Annotated in this window: 19 protein-coding genes; 13 read left to right on the forward strand and 6 right to left on the reverse strand. The window is 69.3% G+C overall.

Features of this window, described 5'->3' with window-relative positions:
- Window positions 1–12 precede the first annotated feature (12 nt).
- Together BM345_RS18915 and BM345_RS18920 are read left to right on the forward strand one after the other, a co-directional pair.
- The gene (locus BM345_RS18915) at window positions 13–954 is read left to right on the forward strand and encodes a 2-dehydro-3-deoxygalactonokinase (protein WP_093382001.1); all 942 of its coding nucleotides are present in this window, start codon (window positions 13–15) and stop codon (window positions 952–954) included.
- Window positions 951–1,601: a 2-dehydro-3-deoxy-6-phosphogalactonate aldolase gene (locus BM345_RS18920; protein WP_093382009.1), complete on the forward strand. Its 651-nt coding sequence runs from the start codon at window positions 951–953 to the stop codon at window positions 1,599–1,601. Before BM345_RS18915 ends, BM345_RS18920 begins: the two co-directional genes overlap by 4 nt.
- Window positions 1,602–1,616: 15 nt before the next feature.
- Here the strand turns inward: BM345_RS18920 and BM345_RS18925 are convergent, their stop codons facing one another.
- Window positions 1,617–1,985, reverse strand: a complete 369-nt coding sequence (locus BM345_RS18925) for a hypothetical protein (protein WP_093382013.1) — start codon at window positions 1,983–1,985, stop codon at window positions 1,617–1,619.
- A 269-nt stretch (window positions 1,986–2,254) separates the two neighbouring features.
- Between BM345_RS18925 and BM345_RS18930 the strand changes: the two genes are divergently transcribed.
- Both BM345_RS18930 and BM345_RS18935 read left to right on the forward strand, forming a co-directional pair.
- On the forward strand, window positions 2,255–3,259 hold the full coding sequence (locus tag BM345_RS18930; protein ID WP_093382028.1) for a Bug family tripartite tricarboxylate transporter substrate binding protein: 1,005 nt from the start codon (window positions 2,255–2,257) through the stop codon (window positions 3,257–3,259).
- Between the two features lie 310 nt (window positions 3,260–3,569).
- Entirely contained in the window at window positions 3,570–3,758 is a 189-nt protein-coding gene (locus BM345_RS18935; RefSeq protein ID WP_093382031.1) for a hypothetical protein, read from the forward strand.
- Window positions 3,759–4,149: 391 nt separating this feature from the next.
- Here the strand turns inward: BM345_RS18935 and BM345_RS18940 are convergent, their stop codons facing one another.
- Both BM345_RS18940 and BM345_RS18945 read right to left on the reverse strand, forming a co-directional pair.
- Window positions 4,150–5,202, reverse strand: a complete 1,053-nt coding sequence (locus BM345_RS18940; RefSeq protein WP_093382035.1) for an AraC-like ligand-binding domain-containing protein — start codon at window positions 5,200–5,202, stop codon at window positions 4,150–4,152.
- Between the two features lie 41 nt (window positions 5,203–5,243).
- Window positions 5,244–6,251 (reverse strand): Bug family tripartite tricarboxylate transporter substrate binding protein, encoded by a 1,008-nt coding sequence (locus BM345_RS18945; protein ID WP_175545066.1) that lies wholly within the window; start codon window positions 6,249–6,251, stop codon window positions 5,244–5,246.
- A 212-nt stretch (window positions 6,252–6,463) separates the two neighbouring features.
- Between BM345_RS18945 and BM345_RS18950 the strand changes: the two genes are divergently transcribed.
- The 9 genes from BM345_RS18950 to BM345_RS18990 all read left to right on the forward strand — a co-directional run bounded on the left by BM345_RS18950 (window position 6,464) and on the right by BM345_RS18990 (window position 20,820).
- Window positions 6,464–7,183, forward strand: coding sequence for a response regulator transcription factor (locus BM345_RS18950; protein WP_093382041.1), 720 nt, complete (start codon window positions 6,464–6,466; stop codon window positions 7,181–7,183).
- Window positions 7,180–9,417, forward strand: a complete 2,238-nt coding sequence (locus BM345_RS18955; RefSeq protein ID WP_175545067.1) for an ATP-binding protein — start codon at window positions 7,180–7,182, stop codon at window positions 9,415–9,417. The genes BM345_RS18950 and BM345_RS18955 overlap by 4 nt, the downstream gene beginning before the upstream one ends.
- A 135-nt stretch (window positions 9,418–9,552) precedes the next feature.
- The gene (locus BM345_RS18960; RefSeq protein WP_175545068.1) at window positions 9,553–10,626 is read left to right on the forward strand and encodes an ABC transporter substrate-binding protein; all 1,074 of its coding nucleotides are present in this window, start codon (window positions 9,553–9,555) and stop codon (window positions 10,624–10,626) included.
- Complete coding sequence (locus BM345_RS18965) at window positions 10,623–11,543, forward strand: ABC transporter permease (RefSeq protein ID WP_254789810.1); 921 nt, start codon at window positions 10,623–10,625, stop codon at window positions 11,541–11,543. The genes BM345_RS18960 and BM345_RS18965 overlap by 4 nt, the downstream gene beginning before the upstream one ends.
- Window positions 11,540–12,349, forward strand: a complete 810-nt coding sequence (locus BM345_RS18970; RefSeq protein ID WP_217654007.1) for an ABC transporter permease — start codon at window positions 11,540–11,542, stop codon at window positions 12,347–12,349. Before BM345_RS18965 ends, BM345_RS18970 begins: the two co-directional genes overlap by 4 nt.
- A gap of 9 nt (window positions 12,350–12,358) precedes the next feature.
- Window positions 12,359–13,426 carry an ABC transporter ATP-binding protein gene (locus BM345_RS18975; protein ID WP_093382052.1) on the forward strand — a complete coding sequence of 356 codons (1,068 nt, stop codon included), beginning with the start codon at window positions 12,359–12,361 and terminating at the stop codon, window positions 13,424–13,426.
- Window positions 13,427–13,445: 19 nt separating this feature from the next.
- Window positions 13,446–15,803 (forward strand): xanthine dehydrogenase family protein molybdopterin-binding subunit, encoded by a 2,358-nt coding sequence (locus BM345_RS18980; RefSeq protein ID WP_175545069.1) that lies wholly within the window; start codon window positions 13,446–13,448, stop codon window positions 15,801–15,803.
- Window positions 15,800–17,146: an FAD binding domain-containing protein gene (locus tag BM345_RS18985; protein WP_093382057.1), complete on the forward strand. Its 1,347-nt coding sequence runs from the start codon at window positions 15,800–15,802 to the stop codon at window positions 17,144–17,146. The genes BM345_RS18980 and BM345_RS18985 overlap by 4 nt, the downstream gene beginning before the upstream one ends.
- A complete protein-coding gene (locus BM345_RS18990) occupies window positions 17,143–20,820 on the forward strand; it encodes a hydantoinase B/oxoprolinase family protein (protein WP_093382060.1) in 3,678 nt (1,225 codons plus the stop codon). Before BM345_RS18985 ends, BM345_RS18990 begins: the two co-directional genes overlap by 4 nt.
- A 411-nt stretch (window positions 20,821–21,231) precedes the next feature.
- On the opposite strand, the gene BM345_RS18995 is transcribed toward BM345_RS18990, so the two are convergent.
- The 3 genes from BM345_RS18995 to BM345_RS19005 are packed head-to-tail and all read right to left on the reverse strand — an operon-like array spanning window position 21,232 to window position 24,148.
- Complete coding sequence (locus BM345_RS18995; RefSeq protein ID WP_175545070.1) at window positions 21,232–22,785, reverse strand: linalool dehydratase/isomerase domain-containing protein; 1,554 nt, start codon at window positions 22,783–22,785, stop codon at window positions 21,232–21,234.
- Window positions 22,778–23,362 (reverse strand): SCO family protein, encoded by a 585-nt coding sequence (locus tag BM345_RS19000; protein WP_093382062.1) that lies wholly within the window; start codon window positions 23,360–23,362, stop codon window positions 22,778–22,780. The genes BM345_RS18995 and BM345_RS19000 overlap by 8 nt, the downstream gene beginning before the upstream one ends.
- A 3-nt stretch (window positions 23,363–23,365) precedes the next feature.
- On the reverse strand, window positions 23,366–24,148 hold the full coding sequence (locus BM345_RS19005) for a glutathione S-transferase family protein (protein ID WP_093382065.1): 783 nt from the start codon (window positions 24,146–24,148) through the stop codon (window positions 23,366–23,368).
- Window positions 24,149–24,164: the final 16 nt, after the last annotated feature.

The raw sequence follows: 24,164 nt of genomic DNA on the forward strand, positions 1-24,164 counted from the left end.
CCTGAGCAAAGAATGAACGACAACACGAAAGCCCGCCTCATCGCCATCGACTGGGGCACCTCCAACCTGCGCGCGTCGCTGCTGGACGGCGAAGGCGCCGTCATCGAGACGCGCAGCGCGCCCGGCGGCATCATGGCCGTGCAGGAGGGCCGCTTCGCGCAGCAGTTGCGCGCCGTGGCCGGCGACTGGATGCAGACCCTGGACGCGCCGCTGGTGGCCAGCGGCATGATCGGCAGCCGCCAGGGCTGGAAGGAAGCCGCCTACGTGCCGTGCCCGGCCTCCATTGGGCAGGTGGCGGCGCAGCTCACGCAGGTGGAAGTGGCCGGCGACGGCGAGGCCGGCCCGCGCACGCTGCACATCGTGCCGGGCCTGCGCGCGCAGCACGAAGGCGGCCGCCACGACGTGATGCGCGGCGAGGAAACGCAGATCTGGGGCGCCGACCTGGCCCCGGGCGCCTGCGCGCTGCTGCCCGGCACCCACAGCAAGTGGGCCTGGGTGGGCGAAGGCGGCAGCGTCAAGCGCTTCCAGACCTTCATGACCGGCGAGCTCTACGGCCTGCTGACCAAGCACGGCATCCTGGGCCGGCTGATGAAGTTCGGCGAGTCGCATCCGCAGCACTTCGTCGCCGGCGTGAAGGAAGGCCTGGCCGGCCATGCGCTGGCCACGCACGTCATCTTCGCCGCGCGCACGGCCGGCCTCATGGGCACCGTGCCGCCGGAAGGCCTGCCGGACTACCTCTCGGGCCTGCTCATCGGCATCGAGATCGCCGGCGCCTTCGCGCACCGCCAACCGATGCCCGGCAGCAGCGAGATCACGCTGATCGGCGACGACGACCTGTGCGACCGCTACGCCGCGGCGCTCGAGGTGGCGGGCCTGGGCGCCCGGCGCGCGCGCGAGGACGCGACCACGCGCGGCCTGTGGCTGGTGGCGCAGGCGGCCAGGCTGCTGACATGAACGACGCGGCGCTCGCGGCGACGCGGCAGCACCTGCTGGCGCATCCGGTGGTGGCCATTCTGCGCGGCATCCGGCCGCAGGAATGCGTCGGCGTGGCCGACACGCTGGTCGAGGCGGGCATCCGCACGCTGGAGGTGCCGCTCAATTCGCCCGATCCGCTCGCCAGCATCGGAATGCTCGCGCGGCACCTTGACGGCGAGGCGCTGGTCGGCGCCGGCACCGTGCTCGATGCGGCACAGGTGGATGCGGTGGCCGATGCTGGCGCGCGCATCGCGCTCGCGCCCAACCGCAACGTCGAGGTGATCCGCCGGGCGGTGTCGCGCGGCCTGTACGCCATGCCGGGCGTGGCCACCGTGTCGGAAGCCTTCGAGGCCCTGGCCGCGGGTGCGCACGGGCTGAAGCTCTTTCCGGCCGACGTGCTGGCGCCCGCCAGCTTCAAGGCCTGGCGCGCGGTGCTGCCCGTGGGCGTCGAGCTCTTTGCGGTGGGTGGCGTCGACGCGGACAACCTCGCGGCGTTCCGCCGGGCCGGGGCCTGCGGCGCCGGCCTGGGCGGCTCGCTCTACACGCCGGGCATCGCCCGCGACGAACTGGCGCGGCGCGCCCGCGCGGCCCTGGCCGCCTGGGCGGCCGCCGGAGCCGGCCGATGAATCTTCAAGAACGGATCAGCGCGTTGTGCGCGGCACCCCGGATGCACCCGGCGGGTAGTCCAGGTCGCTGGACAGCGGAAGGAGGCCAGCCTTGTTGAGCGCGCTGATTTCGTTCCAGCGTGCCTGTGCGGCCGCCCGGCGTTCGGCGGCCGTGGCCGTCACCACCGGGACCGGCGCATGAAGGTCGCTGCCGTACAGCCTGCGCGCGGCCGTGCTGCCTTGCTGCAGCCGGGAGTCGGCGGCTTCCACGCGCTGGGCCGCCGTGTAGCGGGCCACGGGCGGTGCCTTGGCGCCGAGGCCGTCAATCTCGAGGTAGGACTGGGCATGGACGGACGACAGAGCCAGGGTGCCGATGGCAGCCCCGAGGGCCGGGAGAAGTCGCATGGGAGCCTCCGTGTCCCGAACCGGTCGCTCGACATCGAGCGCTCCGTCAGGGCGCGCCCATGCTCGGTCGCGCCCAATAACCATGAGGCCGTGAAGGCCGCATGCGCGTCCCGAAAGTTTCTTTGGATGAGACCTTGCGCGCCTACCGGCGGCGCACGTCGTCCGGGCCTGCTCGCCGCTCACTCGCAGCGCACTGCCGGCCGCTACATCACCGGGTTCCGGCAAGCGGAATCCACGCCCATCACCACGACTCGCGGAGACAACACGCCATGACCCTTTCCACCCCCACCAAGCGCGCCTTCCTGGGCGCGGCGCTGGCCTGCTGCGCATTGCTGCCGGCGCCGGGCCAGGCCCAGGCCCAGGCCCAGGCGGCGTACCCGTCCAAGCCCATCAAGTTCATCGTGCCGGTGCCGGCCGGCGGCGCCGCCGACGCGATGGCGCGCATGATCGCCGAGCACCTGCAGACCAAATGGGGCCAGCCCGTGGTGGTCGACAACCGGCCCGGCGCAGGCTCGAGCGTGGGCATGGCGGTGGTCGCGAAGGCCGCGCCCGACGGCTACACCATCGGCATGGGCAACGTGGCCGCCAACGCCATCAACCCGGCCGTGCGGCCCGAGGCCTTTCCCTACGATCCGGTGAAGGACTTCGCCGCGATCTCGATGGTGGGCATCACGCCGCTGATCCTGGTGGTCAATCCGCAGAAGGTGCCGGCCCAGACGCTGCCGGAGTTCATCGCCTACCTCAAGGCCAACCCCGGCAAGCTCACCTACGGCTCCTCGGGCGCGGGCTCGGCGCTGCACATCGGCATGGAGCTGTTCCTGCAGAAGACCGGCACCTCGATGGTCCACGTGCCCTACAAGGGCTCGGCCCCGATGCTCACCGACCTGATCGGCGGCCAGGTGGATGCGTCCATGGACGCGGCCGCGACCTCGTGGCCGCAGGTGCAGTCGGGCAAGCTGCGCGCGCTGGGCGTGTCGACCGCGAAGCCCGCCTTCTTCGCGCCGGATCTCCCGCCCATCGGCCAGACGGTCAAGGGCTTCGAGATGAACCCCTGGCACGGCGTGATGGCGCCCGCGGGCACGCCGCAGGCCATCGTCGACAAGCTGTCGAAGGAGATCCAGGCCTACCTGCGCCTGCCCGACACCGAGGCCAAGCTGCGCGAGCGCGGCGTGGTCCCGGTGGGCTCGAACGCCGCGGAGTTCTCCAGGACGCTGCGCGAGGAGGCGGCGATGTACAGGAAGCTCGTGAGCGACGCCGGGATCAAGGGCGAGTGACGGCCGCGGCGAGGTAGATCCCGCGCTTATGGCCGCATACCCAACGAATATTTGTTCGCAGGAGCGCGGGCCACGACAGTTGCGCCGACGCAAGCGCGCCTGTGTGTGTGCCGCATCCATCTCCTGGAGCAAGGCATGACCGGATCGAGCCCTCGCATGACCACCGAAACCACCGCGCCGACCGCCGGCGCGCGGGACCGCCCCATCGAAAGCCTTCGTGCGGCAGTTCCGCGCGCGGACTACTCCAACCGCGCGCTGCCGCCGGCTGATCGCTTCGGGCATTGGCAGGCCGACATGGCGGGTCTGTTCGATGCCGAACCCCCACCAGCCGCCGCCGGCGGACCACCTGATCGAAGTCAGCCGGTGGACGCTCGGCGGCGCGGTGGTGACGGCCGGGCACTACCCGGCGCTGAAGAGCGCCCGAAGCGAGAAGCGCGTGCGGTCGGACCTGCTAGACCACTATGCGGTGACGCTGGGCCCGCGCAGCGGCCAGCGCTGAGCAACGCTGAGGCCGCCTATGCCAGCGCCGACGATGGCGACGTGCTTAGTAACGGGCGCGCGGTCCTATTGCGGAAGGCGTCATTTGGAATATCAGGTTGTGGATTTCGGGTAGCGACTACCTAATGCAGCTGGCGCAGATCGTAGAAAATAAGAATGAATACTGATTCACGCTTCATTCCAAAAAAGCGCCTCGCGATCCCAACGCATCGAGTTTCGTCGGGCGACGCATATTCGGACTTCGCAGCCCTGAGGGCGAAGTTGAGCCCATCCGCGGAATGTCGCTGCCGATACGCAAGGACCCGGTGCCCGTGCTGTCGCAAGAGCGTTTAGCGCCTCATAGGTCGACAAGTTACGAAAGGGCTTTTGGGTCCTATGCTCACTGACTGTATTCAGTCACCGACATGGCTGCGATCGGACAGCGTTCCCAGCCATCGGTCGAAGCGGCTTGCGGAAGGCGCCTCGATCTTCGGGTTCGCGGTTGGCGGACTCTGGCTCGCCGCGTCACTGGGGCTGTAGCCGAACTGCTGGCGGAAGGCGCGGCTGAAGTGGCTGGCGCTCTTGAATCCGTGATCCTGTGCCAGCCGGGCGATGTTCTGGCGCTCGTGCGTGCCGCTCAGGATGCCGTGCACGCGCGCCAGCCGGCGCTCCTTGATGTACTCCGCCACGCCGCCCAATCCCGCGAACAGCCGGTACAGGCCCGAGCGCGAGATGCGCAACTGCGCGCAGATCGCGTCGGTGCCCAGGTTCTCGTCGGCCAGGTTCTGCTCGATGTGCTGGCGCGCGCGCCGCAGCAGCACCGACTCGATGGCCGGGCGCGCCGCCTCGAGGTTGTCCGGGCTCTGCGCCAGGCTGGCCGCCAGCAGGCTCACCGTGGCCTGCATGAGATGGGGCGCCTCGGCGCCCGATATCCCGGGAAGGCCCTGGACCAGCGCCGAGAGGTGGTGGGCCAGCAGGCCGGCGCATGCGTCGGCGGGAGACGCGCCGTGCAGCCGCACCGGCCGCGGCAGGGCCCGTTCCAGCAGGTCGCGCGGGATGTAGAGGATCGTGCTGCTGCAGCAGGAGGCGTTGGACTCCGGCCGGGCCATGTCGGTGAGCACGAAGCGCCCTGGGGTCAGCGACACTTCCTGTCCGGCGGCATCGCAATGGAACTGTCCCTCGCGCAACAGGATCAGCCGGTAGTGGTCCAGCTGGTCGCGGCGGATGTTCGCCTCGCGCCGCATCCGCGTCTGCATGGGGCCGAAGATGCTGGTTCCCACGATGAGGGTGTCCAGCCTCCACATGGAGACTTCGGCCTGGAAGGCGGGCGCGTGGTGCGCTTCGATGTCCATCTCCCAGCTGCGCGAGAGCGAGTCGCGCCAGAACTCAGCGGCCTGCTCCGGCTGCATGGCGCGCGAGTCGAAGTGGATGTGCGGCGGGCCGGTGAATGCGCCGTCATGCGCCATGGCACGTCTCCCGGCCCCGGCGGTTCGCGGCGAAGGGCTGCTCAGTTGGGCTGCACATCCGCCGACCTGGCCATGTCCTGCAGGCTGCGGACTTCCTGCGCATAGAAAGCCTGCACCTGCACGAGATTCATGGCCGCCGGCACCGTCCCGCCGGTGGCCTCCAGCGCCAGGCGCGTCTGCGACTGCGCGAGCACCTGCACGAGCGTGCGATGCAGCTGCGCGGTCGACGCATCGGGCATGGCCTGCGGCACGAACAGACCGACCCACACGGTCGGATGACCGAAGCCCCGCGCGCGCAGGCTCTCGTCCAGCGTCGGGACATCCGCGCGGCGTGCGCTGCGGTGGTCGGCCGTCACGCCCAGCATGCGCAGCTTGCCGCCGTCGACCATGGCGCCCAGCACGTTGTCCTGCGGCAGCAGCGTGAAGTCGATGACGCCGGCCATCAGGTCCTGCAGCATGGGCGCGCCACCGCGGTAGGGAACATGCAGGGCCTCGATGCCCAGCGTGGTGCGCAGCTTCTCCATCTCGAGGTGGTAGAGCGAGCCCGTGCCCGGGCTGCCGTAGCTCAGCGGCCTGGCGGCGCGGCGGGTGGCCAGCGCGGCCAGCTCGTCCACCGAGCGCGCATCCAGATCCGGCCGGGCATACAGGGCCATGGGTGCGCTGTAGATCAGCGCGAGCAGCCTGAAATCGGTGGCCTGGTACCTGAGCGACTTGATGGTCAGCGGCGCCAGCACCGTCTCGGTGGCCGAGCCCACCAGGATGCGTGAACCGTCGGGCGGGCCCTGCAGCATCCGGGCGGCGCCGATCGAACCGCTTGCACCGGTGATGTTCTCCACCACCACGGGACGGCCCACGGCATCGGCCAGAGCCGGCGCGACGCCCCGGGCGAGGACATCGGAGACGCCGCCGGGCGGGTACGGCACCACGAGCGTGATCGTGCCGCCAGCGGTGGCCTGGGCCATTGCGGCGCCGGTCCACGCTAGCGCTGCCATCAACGCCATGCGCAGGAAGGCCGGCCTGCGGGCCGCGAATCCGCCAGGATGTTGCATTGCGACAAATTGTGCGTCAAGCGTCCTAGCGAGGCAAATTTCAGGGCGGAAGTCCTTTGCTGGGACTATGTGAGACGGTTTGAGACGCAAGACGAGCATCTTGGGGCGTCGTACTCTTAGCATCCCTCTATAACCAAACAAACAAAATCGAGGCGCGAAGAAAGTCGTGCCGAATTACTTCTTCCCGAAGGTCACCCAACTCCTGCAACCTTATGCCGCATCCCATCCTCATCGTGGAAGACGACCTCACCGTCAGCTCGATCATGTCGGGGTATCTGCAGTCGGAAGGATTGCGAGTGGACGTGGTGTCGAGCGCCCACGGCTTGCTCGAGCGCGTGGCCAGGCAGTCTTTCAGCCTGGTGCTGCTGGACCTCGGCCTGCCGGACGAGGACGGACTTGCGCTCATGCGCAAGCTGCGGGGGCGCACCGCCACGCCGATCATGGTGGTAACGGCGCGCGCTGAGATCGATACGCGCCTGATCGCGTTCGAGCTGGGGGCCGCCGACATCCTGGTCAAACCCTTCGACCCGCGGGAGCTGCGGCACCGGGTACTGAACCTCATCCGGCGCCATGCCTCGCACCCCTCGCAGCCCACGGTTTTCGAACTGGGGCGCTGGCGCGTCGACCTGGGCGATCGAACGGTTCGCTCGATCGACACCGATGCGCAGTGCAAGCTCACGCGCGTCGAGTTCGACACGCTCGTGTTCCTCCTGCACGGCGCCGGGCGGGTCTTCACGCGGGCACAGATCATCGATGCGATCAGCTCGTCGGAAGAGCCGGAATCCGATCGCGCCATCGACACGCTGGTCAGCCGGCTGCGCCGCAAGCTCTCCGAGGAATGCGACCATTCGCGACTCATCGTGACGGTGCAGGGGGTGGGCTATCGGCTGGAGCTTCGCCCGCTCCAATCGGACTCCGGGCAACGTTCATGAGCGGGCGGGCCGACAACCCAGCCCTGTTCGACTGGTCGCTGGTGCGTGGCTCGCAAAGGCTGCGCATCGAGGGGCCGCTTTCTAGGGTGCCTTCGCGCCGGCGTCTTCGCGAGCTGCCGTTGGCACGGCTCAATGCTGCGCTGCGCCAGTGGTTGGACGATCCGGGGGATCCGGCATCGAAGACGCCCACGCTTGCTGTGCATTTGGGACGGCGCCAACTCACTTTCCTGCGCACCGGCGAAGGTTGTGGCGTGCTGGTCGACAGCTCGCGCCAACAACGCAGGCTGGAGGAATCGGCACGGCGCGCACGCCAACTGGAAGAGGGCATCGATGCGTTGCCCGAGGCCTTCGTGCTGTACGACGACGAAGACCGCCTGCTGATCGCCAACCCGCGCTATGCCCAGCTGTACCCGACCATCGCCGACCTGGTGCGCCCGGGCGTGAGCTTTGGGCAGATCGCCGCCGCGGCGGTGGAGCGCGGCCAGTTCCTCTTCGATGAGCCGCAGGAAGCCTGGCTGCGCCGGCGCATCGACTTCCACCGGCAGGGCGTAGGCTTCTTCGAGCAGCGGCTGGCCGACGGGCGCTGGATTCAGCTGAGTGAACGACGCACCCGCTCGGGCGGCATCGCGAGCATCCGGGCAGACATCACCCTGCTGCGCGAGCGCGAAGCCGCGCTGCAGGAAGCCAAGCTGTCGGCGGAGCAGACCTCGCGTTCGATGTCGCGCTTCCTGGCGGTGTTTAGCCACGAGGTGCGCAACGGCCTGAACGGGCTGGTGGGTGCCGCGCAGATCCTGGCACTGGACGCGCGCACCAGCGGCCAGCGCGACCAGGCCGAGCTGCTCTTCGAGTCCAGCCGCCGTCTGACGCGCGTGCTTTCGGACTTGCTGGACTACCTCAAGAACGAGGCTGCCGGCGTGGGCATCCACGCGCAGCCGATGGCGCCGGACCGCATCCTGGAAACCGCCTTCGCCGAGTTCGAGGTGTTAACGGCCGAGCGCGGCCTGCGGTTGGCGCTGCGGCTGGGCGCCGGCCTGCCCGCCCAGGTGATGGGCGACGCCGGGCGCATCCAGCAGGTGATGGCCAACCTGACCAGCAACGCCATCAAGTACTCGCGCAGCGGCACCATCACGCTAGCGCTGGACGTGGTGGACGGCAAGCTGCTGCGCTATTCGGTGAGCGACGAGGGCATGGGCATCGACGCGCAGGACCTGAAGGGCTTGTTCGAGTTCTTCTCCCGCGCCTCGCCGGACAACCCGCACAGCACCGGGCTGGGCCTGGCCATCTCGCGGCAGATCGTGCTGGCCATGCAGGGCCACATCGGCGTGCAGAGCACCCTGGGCAGAGGCAGCCGCTTCTGGTTCGACCTTCCGCTGCCCGCGCTCGCGGCGGCCGGGGACGCAGCGGCGCCAGCGCTAGCCGAAGGGGATGACGCATTGGTGCCCGCCATCTCCGAGCGCGCCTTCGCCGTCGGTGTGCTGGACGACGATGAGCTCAGCCGCAGCATCGCGGCGCATTTCGTCCAGCGCCTGGGCCACGCCGCGGTGCCCTGCCGCGACGGCGCCGATGCGCTTCGGCTTGCGCGCGAAGGCCGGCTCGATGCGCTGCTGCTGGACCTGATGATGCCCGGCGAGAACGGCGTCGACATCGCCAGGCGCATCCGCGCGCAGGCCGAGCCGGGCTGTGCCCGCCTGGCCATCGTGGTGGTCACCGGCAACGTGCTGCCCGACAGCCTTTCGGCCTGCCAGGCGGCCGGGGCCGACGCGGTGGTGCAAAAGCCGCTGTTCATCGGCTCGCTCGACCAGGTGCTGCGCATGGCGGTTGCGGCGCGCGAGTCCGGCGCGCTCCCTGCCACGGCGCACGTGCAGGTGCACGACGAAGCGGTGCAGGCGCAGGAAGACGCAGGCCCGGCTTTGCAGCAACTGCGGCGCGACATCGGCGAGCAGCACTTCCGGGTGGGGGCGAGCGCAGCCCTTGCGCTTTTCGAGTCGCTGCAGTCGGCCCTGGCCGGCGCAGACAGCGACGCCCTGCCGACGCTGCTGCACCGGGCCCAGGGCACCGCGCCGCAACTGGGCTTCGTGGCGCTGGGCCAGGCCGCCAGGCGCCTGGCGCAGGCCCGCGAGGCCGATGCGCAGCCCGAGCTCGCGCAGGCTGCCCGGCAGCTGGCGCAACTGCTGGCGGCCGCCCGCACGCAGTTGCGCGCCCACCTCGCCGCAGGCGGCACCGCGCCGCGCTGAAAGCCCCTGGCGGGCCGGCAGCGGCGGGGCAGGGTTCCCACCGGTCGCCAGACACATCCCAGACACATCCTGGACAAGGGCATGACAGTCCGCCCGCGCACAGTCCTTCCCATCCAACACGCACCGAGGCCTTCAATGACCCACGTTCCTCTTCTTCGTCCGAGCGCATCCCGCCGCGATTTCCTCAAGCTTGCCGCCGGCACGGGCGCCGGCCTGGCCGGTGCCACGCTGCCGCTCACGGGCCTGGCGCAAGGGCAGGGCGAACTGGTCGTGGCCAACTGGGGCGGCGATTGGAACACCAACATCATGAAGGCGCTGGAAACGCCGGCCTTCGAGAGCAAGGGCATCACCGTGCGCCGCGACCTGGCCTCGGCGCCGGCACGCAAGACCAAGCTGCTGGCCGAGCGCAACCTGCCGCGCGGCACCGTGGACATCGCGCACTTCACCGATGCCGATGCCTTCGAGCTGCAGATGCAGGGCGCGCTGGAAGAGATCGACTACGCGCGCATCCCAAATGCCGCGCACCTGCTGCCAGGCATGCGCAACCCCTTCTTCGTGCCCTGGGTCTACAGCGGCGTGGTGCTCATCTACAACCCCAACAAGGTCAAGACGCCGCCCACTTCCTTCGCCGATCTCCTGCGCCCCGAGTACGCCGGCCGCGTGGGCCTGATCGACCAGATCTACTTCAACTACCTGTACGCCTACTCGCTGGTGGCAGGCGGCACCCTCAAGGACATCTCGCCGGCCTTCCCCAAGCTGCTGGAGCTGAAGAAGGCGGTGCAGCCGCGCATCTATCCCTCGCACCAGCAGCTGGCGGCGGCGATGGCGGCCGACGAGGTATGGATCTCCGCCAACTACAACGCCCGCGCCGCCCAGTGGCAGGCCGAGGGCCTGCCGGTGCGCGGCAGCTACCCGGCCGAAGGCGCCATCGCGATCCAGTTCGGCGTGGTGATTCCCAAGCGCGCGCGCAACAAGGACCTGGCCTACCGCTACATCAACGAGATGCTGGCGCCCGCGGCCACCCGCACGCTGTCCGAGCTGACCTACTACGCGCCGGCCACCGACGATGCGGCGCTGTCGGCCGAGATGCAGCAGCGCGTGCAGTTCACCGCCGACCAGCGCAAGCGCCTGCACTACGTCGACTACGAGTACGCCGCGCGCAACCAGCCTCAGTGGCTGGAATGGTGGAACAAGGAGATCAAGGGGTGAGCTCCGCCGTCGCCACGCTCGAGGCGGCCGGGGCGCCGCCGCGCAACCTGCTGCGCCCGGGCGGCTGCGTCACCTTCTGGCTGCTCAGCCCATCGGTGCTGGCGGTACTGGTGCTGCTGGTCGCGCCGCTGGTGCTGCTGGCCCGCTACAGCCTCAACCGGTTCGTGCCGGGCGAGTTCATGGTGCAGGCCTTCACGCTGGAGAACTACGTCAAGTTCCTGGCCGACCCCTTCTACCGCGAAGTGCTGGCACGCACCATCTACGTGGGCGTGGTGAGCACGCTGGTGTGCTTGGTGCTGGGCTTCCTGCCGGCCTACCACATCGCGCGCACGGCATCGCCGCGCCTGAAGAGCCTGCTGGTGATCGGCGTGATCCTGCCGCTGCTGATGGGCAACGCGGTGCGCGTGGCCGGCTGGATGGTGGTGCTGGGCGATCGCGGCGTGGCCAACGCCATCCTCATGGGCCTGGGCCTGCGCGACGAGCCGGCCAAGCTGCTCTACACCGAGACCGCGGTGCTGGTCGGCACCATCTCCGTGCTGCTGCCCTTCATGATCATCACGCTGCAAAGCGTGATTGAGAGCATTCCCGCATCGCTCGAGGAAGCAGCGCTGGGCATGGGCGCGGGCCACTGGCGCGTGTTCACGCGGGTGCTGCTGCCGCTGGCGATGCCGGGCGTGGTGGTGGGCACGGTGCTGTGCTTCATCCTGGCGATGAACGCATATGCCACGCCGGTGCTGATCGGCGGACCGAGCTTCCACATGATGGCGCCCAAGGTCTACGAGCAGGTGACCAAGGCCAACAACTGGCCCTTCGGCGCGGCGCTGGCCTTCGTGCTGATGGCCACCACGCTGGTGCTGACGATGCTGTCGTCCTGGCTCATGAACCGCCGCACGCGGCAGCTGGAGGCCCTCGCATGAAGGCGCCGACTCTGCGCGGCATGGCCTACCACGCCACGGTGTGGGGCACCCTGGGCTTCGTGGTGCTGCCACTCGTGGCGGTCATCTGGGTGAGCTTCTTCCAGAACAAGATCGTGGGCTTTCCGCCCAGCGGCTACACGCTGCGCTGGTATGCCAACGCCTGGTCGCTCTCGGATTTCCGCGAAGGCTTCATCGTGAGCCTGCAGGTGGGCCTCTGCGCCACGGTCATCGGGCTGGCTGTGGGCGTGCCCGCCGCGCTGGCCATGGCGCGCGCCAACTTCCGCGGCAAGGCCTTCATCAGCACGCTGCTGCTCTCGCCCATGCTCATCCCGGGCATCGTGGCAGGCAGCGCGGTCTACATCTACTTCATCCAGATCGAGCTGCTGACCGACGTGCAGCTGGCCGCCACGCTGCCGGGGCTGATCGCGGCGCACAGCGTGCTCACGATCCCGTGGGTGGTGCGGCTGGTGACGGCGTCGCTGCAGTCGGTGAGCGAAGGCGTGGAAGAGGCCGCCATGAACCTCGGCGCCCGGCCGTGGACGGTGTTCTGGCGCGTGACGCTTCCTCTGGCGCGTCCGGGCCTGGTGGCCGGCGCCCTGTTCAGCTTCATCGTCTCGTTCACCGACCTGGAGAAGTCGCTGTTCCTGGTCGGCCCGGGCCGCACCACGCTGCAGATCGCCGTCATCAACTACCTCGAATGGAACCTGGACCCGACGATCGCCGCCGTGGCCACGGTCCAGATCCTGATCATCGGCCTGGCGCTCGTGGTGTCCGACCGCTACGTGAAGCTCAGCCGCGTCTTCTGAAGCCCCACCATGGATACGTACATCAACTTCCAGGCCGTGGAGAAGCGCTACGGCAGCTTCCAGGCCGTCTCCAGCTTCGACCTGATCATTGCCAAGGGCGAGATGGTCGCGCTGCTGGGCCCCAGCGGCTGCGGCAAGACGACCACGCTGCGCATGCTCGCCGGCTTCGTGCCCGTGACCAGCGGCCGCGTGCACGTGGGCGGGCGCGACGTCACCCAGGTGCCGCCCTACCGCCGCAACATCGGCATGGTGTTCCAGGGCTACGCGCTCTTCCCGCACATGACGGTGGAGAAGAACGTGGCCTTCGGCCTGGAAATGCGCGGCCTGGCCGCCGACGAGATCGGCCGGCGCGTGAAGGAGTCGCTGGCGCGCGTGCGCCTGGAGCGCTTCGCCGACCGGCTGCCCAAGCAGCTCTCGGGCGGCCAGCAGCAGCGCGTGGCATTGGCTCGTGCCATGGCCATCAACCCCGACGTCCTGCTGCTGGACGAACCGCTCTCGGCACTGGATGCGCGCCTGCGCCACGAAGTGCGCGCGGAAATCCGCCAGCTGCAGCGCGAGCTGGGGCTGACCACCTTGCTGGTCACCCATGACCAGGACGAAGCCCTGAGCATGGCCGACCGCCTGGTGGTGATGAACAAGGGTTGCGTGGAGCAGGTTGGCACGCCCTCGCAGCTGTACGAGCGCCCGGCCAACCGCTTCGTGGCGGAGTTCATGGGCAAGTCCAACTTCCTGGACGGCAGCATCGAAGGACCGGGGATGTTCCGCGTGCAGGGCGGCCCGCTGCTCGCCTGCGCCGAGCGTAGCGCCGGGCCGGCCAGCTGCCTGAGCTTTCGCCCCGAGCGCACCCATGTCGCCGCGGCCGGGCAGGCGCGTGGGGACGGTCACAACGCGCTGGAGGGCACGGTCGCGCTTTTCACCTACCTGGGTCCCGTCATCGAATGCCAGGTTCGCGTGGACGGCGGGCAGGTCATCTCGGCGCTGCTGCCCAACAGCGCGCAGACCGCCACCCAGGGCCTGGAACTGGGCAGCCGCGTCCAGGTGAGCTGGAACGCCTCCGATTCCCGCCTGCTGGCCTGACGCGCGCATGCAGCCGCCCATGGACCTCGACCCGGACGTGGACGCCGTGCGCGATCCGGCCTGGCTGGTGCAGGCACGCGAGGGGTGGTGCCACACCGACGACCTGCTGCCGCCCGGTTGCCTGCACGCGGCCTTCGTTCGCTCGCCGCATGCCAGCGCCCTCATCGAGTCGGTGGATGCCGACGTGCACGCGCACGACGGCGTCGTAGCGATCGTCACCGCGGCGGACCTGCCCCCGGAGTGGCGTCCCATTCCCTGCATCGTGCCGGTGACCAACCGCGACGGCAGCCAGCGGGCCGATCCGCCGCGCACCCTGCTGGCTCGCGAGCGGGTCCGCCATGAGGGCGAGGCGGTGGCGATGGTGATCGCACGCAGCGCCTTGCAGGCGCGGCGTGCCGCCAGCCGCCTGGCGGTGCGCTATCGCGTGCTGCCGGCCGTGTCCGATGCGCAGGCGGCCCTCGACGAGCAGGCGCCGCGCGTCTGGCCCGGGATGCCGAGCAACGTGTGCTTCGACTGGGAACTCGGCGATCGTCTGAAAAGCGACGCCGCCTTCGCCAGCGCGGCGCACGTCGTGCGCCTGAGCCTGCGCAACAACCGCGTGGTCGTCGCGCCGCTGGAAACGCGCAACGCCATCGCCTGGCACGACAGCCGGCACGGCCGCAGCGTGCTGGTCACGGCCACGCAGGGCGTGCACTGGACGCGCGACGTCATCGCGCGCGACGTTCTGGGCATCGACCCGGGCGCGCTGGAAGTCATCACGCCGCAGGTGGGCGGCAGCTTCGGCGCCAAGATCTTCGTCTACCCGGAGCAGGTGCTGGTGCTGGCGGCCGCCCGCCGGCTGGGCCTGCCGGTGAAGTGGTCGGCCAGCCGCACCGAGGCCTTCCTCACCGACACGCAGGGGCGCGACCATCACACCTGCGCCTCGATGGCGCTGGACGAAGAAGGCCGCATGCTGGCCGTGAGCGCCGAGACGGTGGCCAACCTGGGCGCGCACCTGTCGAACTACGCGCCCTTCAATGCCACCACCTGCGGTGCGCCGCTGCTGGGCGGCTGCTACCGCATCGGCTCGGTCTACACTCGCGTGCGCGGCCTGTTCACGCACACGCCGCCGGTCGATTCCTACCGCGGCGCCGGCCGGCCCGAGGCCAACTACGTGGTCGAGCGCCTCATCGACGAGGCCGCGCGGCAGATCGGCATGGACCGCGCCGAGCTGCGCCGGCGCAACCTCATCCGAGCAGAAGACTTTCCCTTCACGACGGCCACCGGCCTGTGCATCGACTCGGGCATGTTCCAGCAGAACATGGCTCAGGCCCTGGAGGTCGCCGACTACGCCGGCTTCGAACGGCGCCGCAGCGCCAGCGCCGCGCAAGGACGCCTTCGAGGCATCGGCCTCGCGAACTTCGTCGAGGCCAACGGCGGCATGGCGCTCGCCCGGCTGATGGAGCCGGGCGGCAAGCCGCGCGAGACCGCGCGCCTGAGCTTCGTGGCAAGCGGCACCCGCGTGCGGCTGGACATCGGCACCCAGGGCAGCGGGCAGGGCCACGCGCTGGCCTATGCGCGCATCGCCGGCGAGGCGCTGGGCATGCCGGCCGAGTGCATCGACGTGTTCCAGGGCCGCACCGACCGCCTGGCGCAGGGCACCGGCACGGGCGGATCGAAGTCGATGCTCAGCGGCTCCACCGCCATCCTGCAGGCGGTGGGCCAGGCGCGCGAGAAGGCCCGGCAGTGGGCGGCGGCGGATTGGGGCGTACCGGCGCCGTCCCTCGAATGGCGCAATGCAGTGCTGTCGGACGCGCGAGGCCGCGCGATGTCGATGGCCGACCTGGCCCGGCTTGCGGCCGGCCCGGCATTGCATCCCTTCGACCAGGAAAGCACCGTCACCATCCCCACCGGCACCTACGGCAACGGCTGCCATGCGTGCGAGGTGGAGGTGGACCCGGCCACGGGCGAATGCCGCATCGCGGCCTACGTGGCGGTCAACGACTTCGGCACCATCGTCATGCCGACACTGGCCGAGGCACAGCTGCATGGCGGCATCGCCCAGGGCATCGGACAGGCCTTGCACGAAGACTGCCGCTTCGACCCCGGCACCGGGCAACTGGAGACGGCCGACTTCGGCCGCTACCACCTGCCGCAGGCCAGCCGGCTTCCGCGCTTCGACATCCGCTTCAACGGTGCGCGTTGCACCACCAACCCGCTGGGCCTGAAGGGCTGCGGCGAGGCCGGCACCAGCGCGGCGCCGCCGGCCGTCATCAACGCGCTGCAGCACGCGCTCGATTCTCGAATGCACGCGCAGATGCCCGAGCGGGTGCAGATGCCGGCCACCGCCGGGCAGCTGTGGCGCCTGCTGCATGCGACTCAGGAGGTGTCGCCATGAACCTGCTCGACCTGTGCCGGCGGGGCGTTCGCGAGGACGAAAGCTGCCCCGGCTCCTCTGCCGCGTTCTGTTCCGTCAACGGCCGCGCCAGCGCGCCGCCGCCGCGTGCTGGCATGGCGCTCATCGACTGGCTGCGTCAGGCGCACCATGCGCGCGCCGTGCACCGCGGCTGCGACACCGGGCACTGCGGCAGCTGCGCCGTCATGCTCGATGGCGCGCCGGTGAAGTCCTGCGCGGTGATGGCCGGCGACGTGCACGGGCAGCAGGTCGTCACGGCCGATGCGCTGGCCGCGCAGGGGTCGATGGCTGCTGGTGCGCTCCTGCGCGAGATGCGAAAGCCCGGCGTCTTCCAGTGCGGCTACTGTGCGGGCGCCTTCGTGCTGGCCGCCGCCGAGCTGCTGGCGCGCGAGCCCGATCCGAGCGAGAAGCAGGTGCGCGAGGCCTTCGATGGCTTGTTGTGCCGCTGCACGGGCTACCAGCGCATCGTCGATGCGGTGCTCGATGCAGCCGCCGCGCTGCGCCAGCCGGTGGCGACCGCAACGAACGCCGCGCTGCAGCATCCCGCCAACCTGGCTGAAGCCCGGGTCGCGTGCGAGGCGCTGCCGGATGCAACCTGGGTGGCAGGTGGCCAGCAGCTCGCACGCGAGGCGCGCGGTCTGGAGGCCGAAGGCCCGTGGATCAGCCTGCGCCGCGTGGCCGAGCTGCGTGGCATCGAGTTGCGCGATGGGCGGACCCTTGCCATCGGCGCGGCCTGCACGCACCGGGAGATTGCGCAGGCGCCCCTGGTGGCTGCACACCTGCCCGCCCTGGCCGAACTTGCCGCGGGCATCGGCGATGCGTTCATGCGCAACCGCGGCACCGTGGGCGGGGCGCTGTTCGACATCGCGCCCGGCAGCAGCTACCCGGGCGCGTGGCTGGCGCTGGGCGCAACCATTGCCACCACGCACCGCGACATCAACATCCAGTCCTGGTGCGACGCACCCGGCAGCCGGCTGGCGCTGGCGCCCGACGAGATCGTGCGTGAAGTGCGCTTCGCACTGCCCGAGCGGGCGCTGCACCAGACTCATCGGCCGGTGCCGGCACGCATCGGCCTTGTCTCGCTTTTTGCGGCCCGCTACGACGGCCGTTGGCGCGTGGGCATCTGCGGCCAGTCGCACGTGGCCTACCTCGGCGTGCGTGCGGCGCAGTGGCTCGACGGCACCGACGCGGGCAGTGCACCGCGCTGGGAGCGGGCGCCGTTCACCGACGCGCGCGCCGATGCCCGTTACCGCGACGCCATCGCCCAGGAACTGCTGCGCCGCATGCGCCGCGAGCTTGACACCCCGACCCCTGAACCGACATGACACCTACTCCTTCGCACACCTCCGGCCGCTGGCAGTTCTGGATCGACCGCGGCGGCACCTTCACCGACATCGTGGCGCGCCGTCCCGACGGCTCGCTCGTCACCCACAAGCTCCTGTCGGAGAACCCCGAGCAGTACCGCGACGCGGCGGTGGCCGGCATTCGCCACCTGCTCGGCCTGGCGCCCGGCGCCGCGATCACGCCCGAGCAGGTCGAGTGCGTGAAGATGGGCACCACCGTGGCCACCAACGCGCTGCTCGAGCGCAAGGGCGAGCCGACGCTGCTGGTCACGACCCGGGGCTTCCGGGATGCGCTGCGCATCGCCTACCAGGACCGCCCGCGCCTCTTCGACCGCCAGGTGGTGCTGCCTGAACTGCTGTATGCGCGCGTCGTCGAAGCCGACGAGCGCGTGGGCGCCGATGGCGAGGTGGTGGTTCCGCTGGACGAAGAGGCGCTGCGCGCCAACCTGCAGCACGCGTTCGACACCGGCCTGCGCAGCGTGGCCATCGTGTTCCTGCACGGCTGGCAGCACACGCAGCACGAGCTCGCGGCGCAGCGCATCGCCCGCGACGTGGGCTTCACGCAGGTCAGCGTGTCGCATCAGGTCAGCCCGTTGATGAAACTGGTGAGCCGCGGCGACACCACGGTGGTGGATGCCTACCTCTCGCCCATCCTGCGGCGCTACGTCGAGCAGGTGGCCAGCGAGATGCCCGGCGTGAAGCTGCTGTTCATGCAGTCCTCGGGTGGTCTCACCGACGCGCATGCCTTCCAGGGCAAGGACGCCATTCTTTCCGGCCCGGCCGGCGGCATCGTCGGCATGGTGCGCACGGCCGAGCTGGCCGGCGATGAACTGGAGGCCCCGGCCGGCCAGCCGGTGCGCGTCATCGGCTTCGACATGGGCGGCACCTCCACCGACGTGTCGCACTTCGCCGGCGAGTTCGAGCGCGCCTTCGAGACCCGCGTGGCCGGCGTGCGCATGCGCGCGCCGATGATGAGCATCCACACCGTGGCGGCGGGCGGCGGCTCGGTGCTGAGCTTCGACGGCGTGCGCATGCGCGTGGGCCCGGAGAGCGCGGGCGCCAACCCCGGGCCCGCGTCGTACCGGCGCGGCGGCCCGCTCGCGGTGACGGATGCCAACGTGATGGTGGGCAAGATCCAGCCGGCCTATTTCCCGCACGTCTTCGGGCCCCGTGCCGACGAGGCACTGGACCGCGCCGCGGTGGTGCAGCGCTTCGAGGCGCTGGCGCGCGAGATCTCGCAGGCCACCGGCACGCCGCGCAGCGCCGAGCAGGTGGCCGAGGGCTTCATCGACATTGCCGTGCAGAGCATGGCCAATGCGATCAAGAAGATCTCGGTGGCCCGCGGCTACGACGTGGCGCGCTACGCGCTGCAATGCTTCGGCGGTGCCGGCGGCCAGCACGCCTGCCGCGTGGCCGATGCGCTGGGCATGGCGCGCGTGTTCGCGCATCCGCTGGGCGGCGTGCTCTCGGCCTATGGCATGGGCCTGGCCGACCAGGGCGTGATGCGCGAGCGCGCCATCGAGCGCCCGCTGTCGGACGCGCTGCCGCAGATGCGTGCCGGGTTGGACGCGCTGGCCGAGGAAGCCGAGGCGGAACTGCGTCGCCAGGGCGTCGGCCATGGCGAGACCCGCACCGCGCGCCGTGCGCACCTGCGCTACGAAGGCACCGACACCGCGCTGGTCGTGCCTTTCGGGGAACCCGCAGCCATGGTCGCGAGCTTCGAGCAGGCCTATTTGGCGCGCTTCGCCTTTTTGATGCCCGAGAAGCGCCTGGACGTCGAGGCGGTCTCGGTCGAGAGCATCGCGGCCGGCGATGCGCCGCCCGAGCCGGCGCAGCAGATGGGCCCGGCGGTGGCCGCGCCGGCGGCCGAGCATGTGCGCATGTGGAGCGGGGGCCAGTGGCACGATGCCGCGCTGGTGCTGCGCGAGGGCGCCACGCCGGGCATGACGGTGGACGGCCCGGCCATCATTGCCGAGCGCAATGCCACCGTGGTGGTCGAGCCCGGCTGGCGCGCCCGCGTGACCGCGCGCAACCACCTGGTGCTCGAGCGCGTGGTGGCCCGCGATGCGCGCGTGGCGATCGGCACGCAGGTCGACCCGGTGATGCTGGAGGTGTTCAACAACCTGTTCATGAACATCGCCGAGCAGATGGGCCTGCAGCTGCAGAACACCGCCTACTCGGTGAACATCAAGGAGCGACTGGACTTCTCGTGCGCGCTGTTCGACGCAGAGGGCAACCTGATTGCAAACGCGCCGCACATGCCGGTGCACCTGGGGTCGATGAGTGAATCCATCCGCACGGTGATCGAGCGCAATGCCGGGCGCATGCGCGCCGGCGACGTGTATGCGCTGAACGACCCCTATCACGGCGGAACGCATCTGCCCGACGTCACGGTGGTGACCCCGGTGTTCGACGAGGCGGGCCGCGAGGTGCTCTTCTACGTCGGCTCGCGTGGGCACCATGCCGACATCGGCGGCGCCACGCCGGGTTCGATGCCGCCGTTCTCCTCCAGCATCGAGGAGGAGGGCGTTCGCATCGACAACGTGAAGCTGGTGGAGGCGGGCCGCCTGCTCGAGGCGGAGATGGTGGCGCTGCTGGGCAGCGGTGCCTACCCCAGCCGCAACCCACAGCAGAACATCGCGGACCTGAAGGCCCAGATCTCGGCCAACGAGAAGGGCGTGCGCGAGCTGCGCAAGATGGTCGCGCAGTTCGGCCTGCCGGTGGTGCAGGCCTACATGGGCCATGTGCAGGACAACGCCGAGGAAGCGGTGCGGCGCGTGATCGGACGCCTGAAGCACGGGCATTTTCGCCTGCCGCTGGATTGCGGCGCCCACATCGAGGTGGCCATCCGCGTGGATGCGAAGGCGCGTTGCGCGGTGGTCGACTTCGAAGGCACGTCCGCCCAGCTGCCCAGCAACTTCAACGCGCCGCGCGCCATCTGCATGGCAGCTGTACTCTACGTGTTCCGTACGCTGGTAGACGACGACATTCCGCTCAATGCCGGCTGCCTGAAGCCGCTGGACATCCGCATTCCCGAGGGCAGCATGCTCAGCCCGCTGCCGCCTGCGCCGGTGGTGGCCGGCAACGTCGAGACATCGACCTGTATCACCAACGCGCTGTTCGGCGCGCTGGGGGTGGGCGCGGCCGGCCAGTGCACCATGAACAACTTCACCTTCGGCAGCGAGCGCTACCAGTACTACGAGACGGTGTCGGGTGGCACCGGCGCTGGCGGGCGCTTCGACGAGCAGGGCCGTCTCGTCGGGGGCTTCCACGGCACCAGCGTCGTGCAGGCGCATATGACCAACTCGCGCCTGACGGACCCGGAGGTGCTGGAGATGCGCTACCCGGTGCGCCTGGAAAGCTACGAGATCCGTGCGGGCTCGGGCGGCGAGGGCGCCTGGCGGGGTGGCGACGGCGGCACGCGGCGCGTGCGCTTCCTGGAGCCGATGACCGCGGCCATCCTGGCCAACGGGCGGAGCATCCCGGCCTTCGGGCTGGCGGGTGGTCGTCCGGGTGAGCTGGGCGCGAACCGCGTGGAGCGCGCCGACGGGCGGATCGACATGCTGGGCCACATCGGCAGCGTCGAGATGGGCCGTGGCGACGTCTTCGTGTTGGAGACGCCGGGCGGCGGCGGCTTTGGAACGCCCGGCCGCTGAGGATCTTGATGTGAGGAACCGACCGCCGAGGCGACGCGGGGCATGGCTGCTGGGCGTCGCCCTGATCAACCTGCTCTGGATGGGTTGGTGGGGAGAAGGCTGGAGCCAGCCGATCGACGCGTCCGTCGCCTTGGCGAGCTTTCTAGCAGCTGCGGTGGCATGGATTGTCGTTTCAGTGGAATAGGTTTACGCAGGCGGGGCACAGTCGCGTTGGCCGGGGAAATCGGAGTGTCGCCGGTTCGCAGCATCTTGGGCGAGAGTGGGGCGCAGCGGATCCCGCTTCGCACGGCAGCGTATGCGGTGCATGCGAGTGCATTCTCTCTGCCCGCCAAGCGCACCGCGAGCCGTTGGGCTCGCGAAGAAAGGATGGGCCAATGCCCGGTGGAAATGCCGGGTCAGGAGTTCATGGAATCAAGACGACGCGCGCTGTCCGAAATCCAATGTCAGGGCCACTGGCGCGCCGGCGGGACACGTCAGGGCGATCCCCTGGCCAGTTGCCCTGAGGTCCAACGAGCCGCCGTTCTGTATCCGCAAGTCCTCGCCGCGGGCCAAAAGTGAGTTGTCGCACGAGAGCTGCCAGTGGCCGACCCCGGCAAGACGCCCGATCTCCACATTGTAGCTGTCTCCCGCCGACCGGCTGCGCTGGAGCCTGGCGTAGAGCCGACACTCATCGCGATCCACGAACGCCTGCAGTATGTCGACGTCGTTGCCGACCTGCGTGAGCGCCGGATCAAGGTGGTGGCGTTGATCCCAAGGTTGGTTGTACAGGCCCCATAGCCCGTCAGGCACGTTGAGCCGTGCGTAGCCGAGCAGCGCATTGCCCGTCATGGCTTCGACCAAGGTGCGGTAGCCCTGGCTGTCTTCGGAAACGTCGTTGCGCGGATAGTAGAAGCCGCCGTCGCGCCACGTGGGCCGCATGAAGCGTTCCGCGTGCCGCAACAGGCCGTCCAGCGTCTCGGAGTCGCCCATTTCGGACGCCCAAGTGGCAGCCCAGCCGAAGTCCGAGTCGTCGTTGACAACGGCCTGGCCCATGATCTCGAGGCGCTGAGCCGAGCGCACGCACATCATGGCGTCGTGTTCTCTCACGAGCCACGCAGCGCTTTGCGCGGGATAATGCTGATGCACGAACTCGCGGTTCCACATGTTCATGAGCGTGCCGCACCAAGCGTCTGCCCACGGCGACGGCCCTGCGTTGTCGCGCACGATGCCCGAATCCTGCTGCAGCATCATGTTGTAGTGCCCGTTGGCCCCCAAACGACCGAACCGCTCCCAGGCATGCTGGTAGCCCGCCGTGACTTCGCTGGCGAGCGAGCCGCCATTGACGAGGTCGTGCATGCGAAAGCCGAGGATCGCTGGCTGGTTGCAGATCTGGAAGACGCAATTTGGCTCGCACGCCACCCCGACGAAGCCGCTCTCGACCATCTGCCAGTAGAGGTGCTGGTTGAGACTGTTCTGGTCGTAGACGAAGCGTCGCTCCGTGCCGCCCCAGAAGAACGACCAGTACCGGAACGTGAGGGCGCCCTCGGCGGCATAGCGGCCGTCGTCGAACAGATGGTTGTACAGCAGGGCCATCGACTGGACGTAGGCGCTGTACATGACGTTGTCCTTACCCACAGGATCCCACTGCTCCTCGTAGCGCTCGGAAAGGTGCATGTTGAATACGCTGCCGCCCCGGCTCACCCGGGGCCAATACATCCAGACTTCTGGCAGCAGCATCTTGTGGATGAGGCGCTCGAACACGGGCTTGAACAGTCCCGGAGCGGCGGGAAGCCGGTGGCGGTGAGCCAGCGCCAGCGCGTAGGCCATGTAGGCGATCTGAAAGCGGTAGGCACCGAAGTCGTCCTGACCTGTGCCGCGACCATGCATGCCCGACCAGTCGTTGTCCGGCTGGCGGGCCAGGTTGGCGAAGTGGCGCAAGTGGCCCGCCTGCAATTCGTCGAGGCCGCGAACTTCCAGCTCATGCATCCTGGCGTTGCTCCATGTGTTCTCGCAGGCGCGTGGCGATGGTTGCCGCGTCGAGCGATTCGGGGAAATGCGTGAGGTACTGGCCCCCGCCAGCCATCAGGTAGGCGTGAGCGGTATGCGGCACCACGTAGCCGCCAGGGGCGCATGGATCGGTTACTTGCCGGGCGAAAACGCGAAATGATCGCCTTGCTGCCTCGAGCTGGCCGGCCGATCCGGTGAGTCCGATGAAGGCGCCCGCCCCGCCCGCGTAGCGCGAGAGGTACTGGCGCAAGACCTGCGGCGAATCGCGTGCAGGGTCGACCGTGATATACAGCGGCTGGATGCGGTCGGCCAGGGGCCCCAGGAGGTCCAGCGCCGAGCCCAGCTTGGACAGCTCCCGCGGGCAGACGACGGCGCAATGCGAGAAGCCGAACAGGACCAGCATGCAGCGAGATCTGAAGCTGTCTTCATTGACTGGCTGCCCGAAATGATCGACGAGGTCAAAACGGCCGGCAATCGGAGGGGCGGCGGGCGGAGGCGGTGCCGCGGCCCCGCAGCAGCACGAAGGAAGCGCATCGGCAAAGAAGGTCTCTAGCATTCTTCAGCACACCACGAGGTCTTCCAGCTTGCGGCTGCGTTCGCGCAAGTCCTGGTACAGATCCAGCTCGGACAGCCTGGCGCCCCGGTAGAAGGTCTTGCCCCAGGATTCGCGCAACCGGAAGCGCGCCAGCCAGGCCTTCAAGGCTGGCTTGTCGTCCCACAGGTAGGCATGGCCCAGGTCCTCCATGCGGTCCAGCAGCGGCGCCACGCAGCAGTCGGCGAGGCTGGGCCTGGGGCCGTTCACCAGCCAGTCCTGCTGCGCAAGGGCCTTTTCCATGCGTCCGGTGGTGAGTTCGATGTTCTCGTAGGCCACCATCAGATCTTTGTCCGTGAAGCCCTGCTGGCCCATCTTCTCTATGAAGCGCCGGCGTAGCGGGCGAGAGGCGACGGCGTCCTCGAACGCCTCCTTCTCCAGCGCCTGGAAGTGGCGCAGGAAGGTCTGGTTGAACGACGGAAAGCGCACTGCTGGCGTGGCGACCTCCTCGAAGTAGCGCAGCCAGGCGCGCATCCGTGCCCGATCTGCTGCTGCCTTGGGTGACATGGCCGGCTCAGGTACCACCTCGTCGAGGTATTCCATGATCACCGACGAGTCGACCACGACCGTGTCGTCGTGCTGCAGCGTAGGAACCACGCCGTTGGGGTTGAGCTTCAGGTACCAGGGCGCGTAGTGCTCGTTGTCCTTGAAGCTGATCTGCACGTCATCCCATTCGATCTGCTTTTCCGCCAGCACGAGACGCACCTTCTGGCTGCAGGTCGAGTAGGCATGGTTGTAGAGCTTGAACACGGTGTTCTCCTGTAAG

Source organism: Variovorax sp. OV329 (genome assembly GCF_900114785.1).
In the GTDB taxonomy this organism is placed as follows: domain Bacteria; phylum Pseudomonadota; class Gammaproteobacteria; order Burkholderiales; family Burkholderiaceae_C; genus Variovorax.

Excerpts from the sequence above, each read along its gene's own strand:
- BM345_RS18955 (WP_175545067.1), top strand. The coding sequence starts at position 7,180 with ATGAGCGGGCGGGCCGACAACCCAGCCCTGTTCGACTGGTCGCTGGTG.
- BM345_RS18935 (WP_093382031.1), top strand. The coding sequence starts at position 3,570 with ATGCCGAACCCCCACCAGCCGCCGCCGGCGGACCACCTGATCGAAGTC.
- BM345_RS18990 (WP_093382060.1), top strand. The coding sequence starts at position 17,143 with ATGACACCTACTCCTTCGCACACCTCCGGCCGCTGGCAGTTCTGGATC.
- BM345_RS18980 (WP_175545069.1), top strand. The coding sequence starts at position 13,446 with ATGGACCTCGACCCGGACGTGGACGCCGTGCGCGATCCGGCCTGGCTG.
- BM345_RS18915 (WP_093382001.1), top strand. The coding sequence starts at position 13 with ATGAACGACAACACGAAAGCCCGCCTCATCGCCATCGACTGGGGCACC.
- BM345_RS18950 (WP_093382041.1), top strand. The coding sequence starts at position 6,464 with ATGCCGCATCCCATCCTCATCGTGGAAGACGACCTCACCGTCAGCTCG.
- BM345_RS19000 (WP_093382062.1), bottom strand. The coding sequence starts at position 23,362 with ATGCTAGAGACCTTCTTTGCCGATGCGCTTCCTTCGTGCTGCTGCGGG.
- BM345_RS18985 (WP_093382057.1), top strand. The coding sequence starts at position 15,800 with ATGAACCTGCTCGACCTGTGCCGGCGGGGCGTTCGCGAGGACGAAAGC.
- BM345_RS18960 (WP_175545068.1), top strand. The coding sequence starts at position 9,553 with ATGACCCACGTTCCTCTTCTTCGTCCGAGCGCATCCCGCCGCGATTTC.
- BM345_RS18920 (WP_093382009.1), top strand. The coding sequence starts at position 951 with ATGAACGACGCGGCGCTCGCGGCGACGCGGCAGCACCTGCTGGCGCAT.
- BM345_RS18940 (WP_093382035.1), bottom strand. The coding sequence starts at position 5,202 with ATGGCGCATGACGGCGCATTCACCGGCCCGCCGCACATCCACTTCGAC.
- BM345_RS18975 (WP_093382052.1), top strand. The coding sequence starts at position 12,359 with ATGGATACGTACATCAACTTCCAGGCCGTGGAGAAGCGCTACGGCAGC.
- BM345_RS18945 (WP_175545066.1), bottom strand. The coding sequence starts at position 6,251 with ATGCAACATCCTGGCGGATTCGCGGCCCGCAGGCCGGCCTTCCTGCGC.
- BM345_RS18995 (WP_175545070.1), bottom strand. The coding sequence starts at position 22,785 with ATGCATGAGCTGGAAGTTCGCGGCCTCGACGAATTGCAGGCGGGCCAC.
- BM345_RS18930 (WP_093382028.1), top strand. The coding sequence starts at position 2,255 with ATGACCCTTTCCACCCCCACCAAGCGCGCCTTCCTGGGCGCGGCGCTG.
- BM345_RS18970 (WP_217654007.1), top strand. The coding sequence starts at position 11,540 with ATGAAGGCGCCGACTCTGCGCGGCATGGCCTACCACGCCACGGTGTGG.
- BM345_RS18925 (WP_093382013.1), bottom strand. The coding sequence starts at position 1,985 with ATGCGACTTCTCCCGGCCCTCGGGGCTGCCATCGGCACCCTGGCTCTG.